This window comes from Hydrogenophaga sp. LT287 (assembly GCF_055702805.1).
In genome coordinates this window covers 125960-135132 of the sequence record NZ_JBVPZC010000009.1, presented here as the reverse complement: position 1 = coordinate 135132, position 9173 = coordinate 125960, and the positions used below count along the sequence as shown (strand labels likewise).

Here is a 9173-nt window from a genome sequence, read left to right as displayed (position 1 = left end):
ACCAATGGACTGGTGCGTCAGTACCTACCCAAGGGCACCGATCTCTCGGGCTACAGCCAAGAGCAACTCGATGCCATTGCCGATCAGATCAACAACCGGCCCAGGAAAGGCCTTGGCGTACGATCACCGCTGGCGGTCTACCGAGAGCTCCTGCTCAACAGCCCGCAACATTCCACCCTCGTTCATTGAAACCCAGGGTGTTGCACTTCACTTTTGAATCCGCCCCTTCATACGTCAAACAAGGGTTTCCCAACTACTCGTAAGTTTCTGATTTGAAACCTCGACGCTCCCCTGCTGAACCTCGCCGTTGCCCCCCCGCGTTTCTCCACATTCGTAGCGCCGAGCGGTCCGTTCCTGGGTCATATAGCACCGCCAGTTGATACAGCCGAGTCCATGACACCACTTGGCCGCTCGCGCGATAAGCACGATCTCGGCGCCTTCGACGTGCCGAGGCTTGGCGCTCCAGCGCGAGAAGGTCAGGTATTGCTCGAGAAAGGGCTTGAAACTTGAGCCCTGACTCTGAGCCTCGCGTGACCCAGAGCCTGCGAACCTGATCTCTGCGGAGTTCGGCCGTTCATACTTTGGCGAGGAAGGCCGCCGCATCACCCGCGTCACACTTCCAGTCTGCGAAGACCCCGACCAGATTGCATTCCACGCAGCGGCAAGCGATGTAATACCAACGCACGTCATGTGTGCCCTCGTACACGGAGACGCCGGACATCAGCTCAAACACCTCGTTTTCACACACGCACTCGTGCGCCTCGGGCACGGCGTCTTCAACATATTCCGCACTGTCGCCCATCAGGTGTTCCTGACCGCAGTCGATACAGGTGCGGATTGCCACGCCGGCTTCTTCATCGGTCTGCAGGGCGAAGCTCCGGCACCCGCAGTCGCATTTGGACGCGGCAAACCGGACGGCCTCATGGCGATTCGCAACGCTGTAACTGCGCAGCTCGGCTTGGGTGTCGCCCGACGTCGTCCCGTACCAGAACTCGCCCTTCTTCGTCAGTGCCATTGATGCTGCTCCATTGTTCAAGGTGGGATTCCCGGCAGGCCCGACGCCAAGCTCGCCCCGATCAATTGCATTTTGCCCGGAAGCCCGGCGAATCCTCGTCAAGGGCCCTGGTCGGTGTGGTCGCCTGGAGCCGGGACGCATTGGCGACCCGCATATGTGCAGCGATTGCTGACCTCGCCTGGTAGGTCATGAAAGACTGTTACCTGCGTGGAAACAGGCATTGACTCAATTCGATCTGCGTTCTCCCCAGACCGAAAACTGCCTCGCGGAGGTTTCCCGCGCTTGTTCTTCTGGAATTGAGTTGATTGTCCGAATCACCACTGCCTGAACACCGCCGCCGCCACGATACCCGCTGCGATCGCAGGCAATGGCTTCTCGAACACCAGCATCACCAGCGCCGTGGTAACCAGCGCCAGACGGGCGCCGCCGTCGCCATTCACCGCGAGTGGCGCGAGCAGGGCTACCAGCACCGAGCCCGACATGGCGGCGATGAAGCGCCGCACACGCGGGCCGATAGGGACAAAGGCCATGACGTAGACGCCGCCCCAGCGCGTGGCCAAGGTCACCAGCGTCATCACGGCCACGATCAGCAACGTGCCCCCGCCCAGCGTTTCAACGCTCATCGCCACGCTCCTTCCATAGCAGGCCCAGCAGACCGCCGGCCAACGCGCCGGTCACCACATGGCTGTTCTCGGGCAGCCAGCGGTGCGCGGCCAGCGACGCGCAGGCCGCCACCGCCCAGATGGCGAGCAGGCGCGGGTTCTTCTGGCCGCCCACTGCCATGGCCAGAAGAAAACAGCCCATCACCATGTCCAGGCCCCAGCGCCGCGCGTCGACGATCAGGTCGCCCACCTGCGTGCCCAGCCAGGTACCCAGCACCCAGAACACCCAAAGCGCCAGGCCACCGCCCAGCAGCAGGCCCAAGCCGGGCTGGCCGCGGCCAAACGCCTGCATGCTCAACGCCCAGTTGGCATCGGACGCCAGCACCATGACGCCGTAGCGCTGTGTGGTTGGCAGTTGGCGCAGCCAGGGGTAGAGCGTGGCGCCCATCAGAAGGTGGCGCGCGTTGATGGCGAACACCGTCAGCACCAACGCCAGCATCGGCACCTGTGGCCCCCACAGATCCAACACTGCGAACTGCGCCGCGCCGGCAAACACCAGGGTGCTCATACCCACCGCCGAGGCGGCGCTCAGCCCGTGTTGCAAGGCCGCTAGGCCAAAGGCGGCGCCGAACACTGCCACGAAGGCGCCGATGGGCACCATCTGCCGAAAACCCGTCCACACCAACTGGCGTGTGAGGGCGCTTGGCCCGAGAAAGTTGTTGTGCGTGGTCATGTGCGTAACTGTGCGGTGTTTGCGACTCTCCGAAAAGCGCAAAATTCACATCGTTTCCATTCGATAAACGGATGGATGGAGCATTGGCATGACCCCGAAGGACTTTCAAATCGACTGGCTCAAGTGTTTTGTGGCCGTGGTGGACACAGGCTCGCTCTCCAGCGCCGCTGGCGATGTGCACCGCTCACAGTCAGCCGTGAGCATGCAGCTCAAAAAGCTGGAAGACGCAGTGGGCCGACGCCTGCTGGAGCGCGGGCCGCGCAAGCTGGCGCTCACGCCCGACGGCCAGACCCTACTGGGCTACGCGCGGCGCATGTTGGATCTGCAGGCTGAGGCCCAGGCCGCGCTGCACGGTGAGGAGCTGACTGGGCGGGTGCGTCTGGGTGTGCCAGACGACTACGCGGCGAAGTACCTCACACCGGTGCTCAAGCGCTTTGCGCCCAAGCACAGCGGGGTTGAGATCGAACTGCACTGCGAGCAGTCGCCCGCGCTGATTCCGCGTGTGGCACGTGGCGAGCTGGACTTGGCCCTGGTCTCGCGCGATCACGCGCGCCGTGGGACCCTTCTGTTCCACGAGCCCATGGTGTGGGTGGGTTCGCCGCAGTTCGAGTTGTGGCGGCGCGACCCGCTGCCGATCGCGGTGTACGAAGAGGCCAGCCTCGCGCGGCGCGGCGCCATCCAGTCGCTGGCGCAGCAGGGGCGGCGCTACAAGGTGGTCTACAACAGCTCCAGCTTGGCCGGCCAAATCGCGGCGGTTGACAGCGGCCTGGCCGTGGCCGTGCTCACGCAGTGCAGCGCGCCGCCGCACCTGATGGTGCTGGGCGCGGCCCAGGGCCTGGGGCCGCTGATCCCAATGGAGGTGGCCGTCTACCGCAGCCGCGAGTCACACGGTAACAAAGCGGTGGATGGACTGTATGCCCTGTTGGTGAAGACCTTGCGTTTGGCTGGATGAAGAAATGGAGCGCACTTTGTGAGTCGGCTTTCAGACTTTATTGCCACTGAACAACACGAAAAAGTGGCCCCGCCGCTCACTCCACCGTCACACTTTTTGCCAGGTTACGGGGCTTGTCCACATCCGTGCCCTTGGCCAGCGCGGTGTGATACGCCAGCAGCTGCAACGGCACCACGTGCAAGATGGGGGACAGCGCGCCGTAGTGTTCGGGCATGCGGATGACGTGGATGCCTTCGGCGCTCTGGATGCGGGTGTCGGCGTCGGCCAGCACATACAGCACACCACCACGCGCGCGCACCTCTTGCATGTTACTTTTCAGCTTTTCGAGCAGGGTGTCGTTGGGCGCCACGGTGACCACGGGCATGGCGCTGGTGACCAGGGCCAGCGGGCCGTGTTTCAGTTCGCCGGCCGGGTAGGCTTCGGCGTGGATGTAGCTGATCTCTTTGAGTTTCAGCGCGCCTTCCAGCGCAATGGGGTAATGCAGGCCACGGCCCAAAAACAGCGCGTTGTCCATGCGGGCGAAGTCTTCGGCCCAGCTGATCACTTGGGGCTCTAGCGCCAGCACGGCTTGCAGTGCCACGGGCAGGTGGCGCATGGCCTTGAGGTGGTGGGCTTCTTGCTCTTCGCTCAGGTGCCCGCGCGACTGCGCCAGCGCGAGCGTGAGCAAAAACAACCCGGCCAGCTGGGTGGTGAAAGCCTTGGTGGACGCCACCCCAATTTCAACCCCAGCGCGGGTGATGTAGGCCAGCGTGCACTCGCGCACCATGGCGCTGGTGCTCACGTTGCAAATGGTGAGCGTGTGCTTCATGCCCAAGCCTTGGGCGTGGCGCAGGGCGGCCAAGGTATCCGCGGTTTCGCCGCTCTGGGTGATGGTGACCACCAGGGTGCGCGGGTTGGGCACGCTGGTGCGGTAGCGGTATTCGCTGGCCACTTCCACCTGGGTGGGGATTTTGGCAATGTCTTCGAGCCAGTATTTGGCCGCACAGCCGCTGTAGTAGCTGGTGCCGCAGGCCAAGATGAGCACGTTGTCGATGGCCTTGAACACGCTGTAGGCGCCGTCGCCAAACAGCTCGGGCGTGATGCCCTCGATGCCTTCGAGCGTGTCGCCAATGGCGCGCGGCTGCTCAAAAATTTCCTTTTGCATGTAGTGGCGGTAGGGGCCCAGCTCGGCTGCGCCACTGTGCGCGTGCACGGTTTTCACGGGGCGCTGGCTGGCGTCAAAGGCCCGGCCCTGGCCGTCGGTCACCCAATAGCGGCCCAGCTGCAGGTCCACCAGGTCGCCTTCTTCCAGGTAAACAATCTGGCTGGTGACGCCGGCCAGGGCCATGGCGTCGCTGGCCAGAAAGTGCTCAGTGGCGCCTTCGCCCACGCCGAGCACCAAGGGCGAGCCCGCCCGCGCGCCCACCACGCGGTGCGGCTCGTCTTTGTGAAACACAGCCAGCGCATAGGCGCCGTGCAGCTGGGCCACGGCCGCTTGCAGGGCGGTGAACACGTCGCCTTCGTAGAGCGAGTCGATCAGGTGGGCGATGACTTCGGTGTCGGTCTGGCTTTCAAACACGTAGCCCTTGGCTTGCAGGGCAGCGCGCAGTTCGTCGTGGTTTTCAATGATGCCGTTGTGCACCAGCGCCACCCGGCCAGCCGAGCCGTCGGTGGAGGTGTTGGCCGGGCCGTGGCTGAAATGCGGGTGGGCGTTGTGCACCACCGGCGCGCCGTGGGTGGCCCAGCGGGTGTGGGCAATGCCGGTGCCGCTGGCAATGTGGTCGGCTTGCACCTGCTGCATCAGCTCGGCCACGCGGGCGGTGCTGCGGGCGCGGCGCAGGCCGCCGCTGTGCACGGCCACGCCGCACGAGTCGTAGCCGCGGTATTCCAGCCGCTGCAAACCCTGAACCAGCACGGGCACGATGTCGCGCCCTGAAACCCCTGCCACGATGCCGCACATACCAAGCTCCTTGAATTGAATGGAGCCGATGCTAAACAGGAGTGAAAGAAATTAATCTTCAAAATTATTGCTAAAAACAATGATTTTCTTCATGCAAACAAATGATGATTCTTTTATTTCATGGAAAATGTTTTTATGGAAGAAATCAATATAGATGAAGCCGACCTGCGGCTGCTGGACCTGCTGCAAACCGACGCGGCCCGCAGCAACCAGACGCTGGCCGAGCTGGCCCACCTGTCGCCGCCCACCAGCCTGCGGCGCATCAAGCGGCTGCGCAGCCTGGGCCTGATCGAGCGCGAAGTGGCCTTGCTCAGCCCCGACCGGCTCGCCCCGCTGCTGGGCCACGGTCTCACCGCTCTGGTGGAAGTGACGCTGGAACGCCAGGGCGCCGAACACCAGGAAGCGTTTGAAGCCCGCGTGGTGCCCGACCCGGCGGTGCAGCAGTGCTACCGCGTGAGCCCCGGGCCCGACTTCATGCTGGTGGTACACACCACCGACATGCCAGCCTACCTGGCGCTGGCACAACGCTTGTTCACCAGCGACGCCAATGTGCGCAACGTGAAGGCGTTTTTCAGCCTCAAGCGGGCCAAGTTTGACCCGCGCCTGCCGCTGGGCCACGCGCCCAGCGCCTGATGCACAAGCGGCGCACCGCCCTTGCACGGCGCACCGCAACCGGGCAAATAACACGCCCCCGAGCTTTCACACGCGCGAAACCCCCACACCCACACCACAGCGCTCCTAGAATGCGAATTCATTAAAAACGCAGACGGTTGAGTGTCGTATTAGGGGGTTTTATGTTGCCTTTGTGGATTGCTTTCACCATTGCCCTGGCGCTGGTGGCCTTGGGCGTGTGGGCCTGGCGCTGGAACGCGCGGCGCTCGTCCGGCCGCGACGACCGCTACACGCCCGAACCCATACTGACCGCCGAACAGGTGCAGATGCTGGACTACCTGAAAGACACCTTCCCGGGCCAGGTGGTGCTGCCCAACGTGGGGCTGAAAAACATGCTGTCGGTGCGCCGCGCCAAAGACAGCGCGCGCGCCGAAGACCGCCTGCGCCAACAACAGGTGGACTTTGTGGTGTGCGGCGAAGACGGCCGCCCGGCATTTGCTTTTGACGTGGAGCAATACCACCTGAGCAACGCCAAGGCCAAGGCACACCAGGTGAAGATGAAGAACCGCATCTTGAAGACCGCCGGCGTGCGCTTTGTGTTCTTGAAAAACGGCCTGCACCGCATGCCCTCGCCGGCCGAGTTTCGCAAGCAGCTCAACCTGGCCGCCCTGCCCCAGCCCAAAGCCAAACAATCGGCCCGCGAAAGCGCACTGCAGCAGCTGGAAACCCAGTTTTCAGAATACGACCAGCTTTACCCCGCCACCGGTTACCGCGACTCCGAAGTCATGGGCATCAGCGGCCTGATGGACCTGGAGCCCTCGGGCCGCCGCCGGGGCCATACCGACACCGACCCCCGCTCGTCCAACAGCCGCTTTGACGGCGGCTCCATGGACGTGCGCGGCGGCTGAGACACATTCGAAACAGGACCTACGAAAAACTCAGGTTTTCTTTTTCGCAGGGCGCTGCCAGTCGGCCACGCTGATCTGCTTGCCCCGCGCCACCGAGAGCGCCCCGGGCGGCGTGCTCTTGGTGATGGTGGAGCCACCGCCCACCGTGCCACCCGCGCCAATGGTGACCGGCGCCACCAGCACGCAGTTGCTGCCCACGTGCACATCGGCCTCAATCACGGTGCGGTGCTTGTTGGCGCCGTCGTAGTTGGCGGTGATGCTGCCGGCACCGTAGTTCACCCGCTCGCCCACGTCGGCGTCGCCCAGGTAGGCCAAGTGGTTGGCTTTGGCGCCTGCGGCCAGGGTGCTGTTTTTCACTTCCACAAAGTTGCCAATGTGCACCTCGGCCCCCAGCTTGGCGCCGGGGCGCAGGCGGGCAAAGGGGCCAATGAGTGCCCCCGGGCCCACGCTCACGCCGAGCTTTTCGCCGTCGATGTGGGTGAAGGGGTGGATCACCGCGCCCGCCTCCACCACCGCGTTGGCGATCACGCAGTTGGCTCCAATGCGCACGCCGTCGCCCAACACCACGCGGCCTTCAAACACGCAGTTCACGTCAATGTCCACGTCTTGCCCGCACACCAGTTCGCCGCGCACGTCCAGCCGCGCCGGGTCGGCCAGGCGGGTGCCTTGCTCCATCAGGGTGTCGGCCACGCGGCGCTGGTAGGCCCGCTCCAGCTCGGCCAGTTGCAGCGGGCTGTTCACGCCGGCCACCTGCACCGCGTCGGCAATGCGGTGCGCCTGCACGCTCAGGCCGTCGCCCACGGCAAATTTCACCACGTCGGTCAGGTAGTACTCGCTCTGCGCGTTGCGGTTGTCCAGCCGGGCCAGCCAGCCCTTCAGCAGCCGGGTGGGCACCGCCATGATGCCGCTGTAAATTTCGGTGATGGCGCGCTGGGCTTCGCTCGCGTCTTTGTGCTCCACGATGGCCTGCACCGAGGCATCGGCCGCTCGCACAATGCGGCCGTAGCCGGTCGGGTTGGGCATGTCCAGCGTCAGCAGCGCCAGCCGCTCGCCGGCGCACAGGTCCAGCAGGGCTTGCAGGGTGTCGGGTTGGGTCAGCGGCACGTCGCCCGACAGCACCAGGGTCACGCCGTCGTCGGGCAGCGCGGGCGCGGCTTGCTGCACCGCATGGCCGGTGCCCAGCTGGGGTTCCTGGCGCACATATTTCAGCGCGGTGCCGCCGGCTGGCGCCTTCAGGCCCGCTTCCACCTGCTCGGCGCCGTGGCCGGTGATCACCACCACCGAGCGGGCCGATAACCGCGCCGCGCAGTCGATCACATGCTGCGCCAATGCGCGCCCGCCCAAACGGTGCAACACTTTGGGCCGCAAGCTTTTCATGCGCGTGCCTTTGCCCGCCGCCATCACCACCACATCCACCGTGAACGACATGAACACCTCTGCTGAGCCCCAAAGGAGCCCTTGGTTGATTGATCCGAAGATTATCGCCCGCCGTATTTTGCTGGCCCTGGCGCTGGCGACCACACTGATCGTGCTGGGCGCCTGCAGCACCGCGCGCCTGGCCTACAACCAGGCACCCAACCTGCTCTACTGGTGGCTCGACGGCTACATGGACTTCACCAGTGCGCAGTCGCCCCAGGCGCGCCAGGACATTGACGCCTTCCTGGCCTGGCACCGCAGCAATGAGCTGCCCACCTACGCCCGCCAGCTGCAACAGTGGCAGGCGCTGGCCACGCAAGACATCACCCCGGCCCAGGCCTGCACCCAGTTTGAAGCCGTGCGCGCCGCCGTGCAGCGCGCCAGCGAACGCGGCCTGGAGCCGCTCACCCGGCTGGCGCAGCAGCTCAGCCCCGAGCAACAGGCCCACCTGCAACGCCACCAGGCCAAAAGCAACGAGTCGTTTGAAAAAGACTTTGTGCGCGGCAGCCCCGAACAGCGCCTGAGCCAACGGCTCGACAAAGCCGTGAGCCGCAACGAAATGCTCTATGGCCGCCTGAGCCCCGCGCAGCGCGAGCTGCTGCAGAGCAGCCTGCAGCAGTCGCCCTGGGACGCCCAGAAAACCCAGCAAGAACGCCTGCGCCGCCAGAGCGATCTGCTGCAGACCCTGCAAACCGTGCAGGCCCTGAAAAACGGCAACGGCAACGGCAATGGCAACGGGGCGGTGAATGCCGCAGCACTCAACGCCACCCGCAGCTACCTGGCTCGCGTGCTGCAGTCCCCCACGCCCGGCTACAGCGCTTACAGCCAAACCCAGGTGCAACACGGCTGCGCCCAGTTTGCCGCGCTGCACAACACCACCACCCCCGAACAGCGCGCCAACGCCGTGCGCGTGCTCAAAGGCTACGAAGACGATTTGCTGGCGCTGGTGGCGCAGCGCTGAAGCGGCGCGCCGCTGGCCGGCGCCACCGGCGCCCG

The 9173-nt window shown here is 64.8% G+C and carries 10 protein-coding genes; 5 read left to right on the top strand and 5 right to left on the bottom strand.

Translation table 11 applies throughout. The features are described 5' to 3' along the window. A partial coding sequence (locus tag AC0GNR_RS09725; protein ID WP_472900757.1) for a transposase occupies window positions 1-189 on the top strand: 189 nt, incomplete at its 5' end. Between the two features lie 385 nt (window positions 190-574). On the opposite strand, the gene AC0GNR_RS09720 is transcribed toward AC0GNR_RS09725, so the two are convergent. The 3 genes from AC0GNR_RS09720 to AC0GNR_RS09710 all read right to left on the bottom strand — a co-directional run bounded on the left by AC0GNR_RS09720 (window position 575) and on the right by AC0GNR_RS09710 (window position 2350). Next, entirely contained in the window at window positions 575-1015 is a 441-nt protein-coding gene (locus AC0GNR_RS09720; protein ID WP_472900756.1) for a hypothetical protein, read from the bottom strand. Window positions 1016-1329: 314 nt separating this feature from the next. Then, window positions 1330-1638: an AzlD family protein gene (locus AC0GNR_RS09715; RefSeq protein ID WP_472900755.1), complete on the bottom strand. Its 309-nt coding sequence runs from the start codon at window positions 1636-1638 to the stop codon at window positions 1330-1332. Further along, window positions 1628-2350, bottom strand: coding sequence for an AzlC family ABC transporter permease (locus tag AC0GNR_RS09710; RefSeq protein ID WP_472900754.1), 723 nt, complete (start codon window positions 2348-2350; stop codon window positions 1628-1630). Before AC0GNR_RS09710 ends, AC0GNR_RS09715 begins: the two co-directional genes overlap by 11 nt. 88 nt (window positions 2351-2438) lie before the next feature. Between AC0GNR_RS09710 and AC0GNR_RS09705 the strand changes: the two genes are divergently transcribed. Then, the gene (locus AC0GNR_RS09705) at window positions 2439-3302 is read left to right on the top strand and encodes a LysR family transcriptional regulator (RefSeq protein ID WP_472900753.1); all 864 of its coding nucleotides are present in this window, start codon (window positions 2439-2441) and stop codon (window positions 3300-3302) included. 76 nt (window positions 3303-3378) lie between these two features. On the opposite strand, the gene glmS is transcribed toward AC0GNR_RS09705, so the two are convergent. Then, window positions 3379-5241 carry a glutamine--fructose-6-phosphate transaminase (isomerizing) gene (gene glmS / locus AC0GNR_RS09700; protein ID WP_472900752.1) on the bottom strand — a complete coding sequence of 621 codons (1863 nt, stop codon included), beginning with the start codon at window positions 5239-5241 and terminating at the stop codon, window positions 3379-3381. Window positions 5242-5376: 135 nt separating this feature from the next. Here glmS and AC0GNR_RS09695 point away from each other — a divergent pair, with 135 nt between their 5' ends. Together AC0GNR_RS09695 and AC0GNR_RS09690 are read left to right on the top strand one after the other, a co-directional pair. Then, the gene (locus AC0GNR_RS09695; RefSeq protein WP_472900761.1) at window positions 5377-5874 is read left to right on the top strand and encodes an Lrp/AsnC family transcriptional regulator; all 498 of its coding nucleotides are present in this window, start codon (window positions 5377-5379) and stop codon (window positions 5872-5874) included. Window positions 5875-6035: 161 nt separating this feature from the next. Continuing rightward, window positions 6036-6761, top strand: a complete 726-nt coding sequence (locus tag AC0GNR_RS09690; protein WP_472900751.1) for a DUF2726 domain-containing protein — start codon at window positions 6036-6038, stop codon at window positions 6759-6761. 30 nt (window positions 6762-6791) lie between these two features. Here AC0GNR_RS09690 and glmU read toward each other — a convergent pair whose 3' ends face one another. After that, window positions 6792-8189, bottom strand: a complete 1398-nt coding sequence (glmU, locus tag AC0GNR_RS09685; protein ID WP_472900750.1) for a bifunctional UDP-N-acetylglucosamine diphosphorylase/glucosamine-1-phosphate N-acetyltransferase GlmU — start codon at window positions 8187-8189, stop codon at window positions 6792-6794. Window positions 8190-8223: 34 nt separating this feature from the next. Here glmU and AC0GNR_RS09680 point away from each other — a divergent pair, with 34 nt between their 5' ends. Next, window positions 8224-9138, top strand: coding sequence for a DUF6279 family lipoprotein (locus AC0GNR_RS09680; RefSeq protein WP_472900749.1), 915 nt, complete (start codon window positions 8224-8226; stop codon window positions 9136-9138). Window positions 9139-9173: the final 35 nt, after the last annotated feature.

What these genes read in the sequence shown, in the direction of transcription:
- AC0GNR_RS09720 (WP_472900756.1), bottom strand. Translation starts at nt 1,015, where the DNA reads ATGGCACTGACGAAGAAGGGCGAGTTCTGGTACGGGACGACGTCGGGC.
- AC0GNR_RS09715 (WP_472900755.1), bottom strand. Translation starts at nt 1,638, where the DNA reads ATGAGCGTTGAAACGCTGGGCGGGGGCACGTTGCTGATCGTGGCCGTG.
- AC0GNR_RS09710 (WP_472900754.1), bottom strand. Translation starts at nt 2,350, where the DNA reads ATGACCACGCACAACAACTTTCTCGGGCCAAGCGCCCTCACACGCCAG.
- AC0GNR_RS09705 (WP_472900753.1), top strand. Translation starts at nt 2,439, where the DNA reads ATGACCCCGAAGGACTTTCAAATCGACTGGCTCAAGTGTTTTGTGGCC.
- glmS (WP_472900752.1), bottom strand. Translation starts at nt 5,241, where the DNA reads ATGTGCGGCATCGTGGCAGGGGTTTCAGGGCGCGACATCGTGCCCGTG.
- AC0GNR_RS09695 (WP_472900761.1), top strand. Translation starts at nt 5,377, where the DNA reads ATGGAAGAAATCAATATAGATGAAGCCGACCTGCGGCTGCTGGACCTG.
- AC0GNR_RS09690 (WP_472900751.1), top strand. Translation starts at nt 6,036, where the DNA reads ATGTTGCCTTTGTGGATTGCTTTCACCATTGCCCTGGCGCTGGTGGCC.
- glmU (WP_472900750.1), bottom strand. Translation starts at nt 8,189, where the DNA reads ATGTCGTTCACGGTGGATGTGGTGGTGATGGCGGCGGGCAAAGGCACG.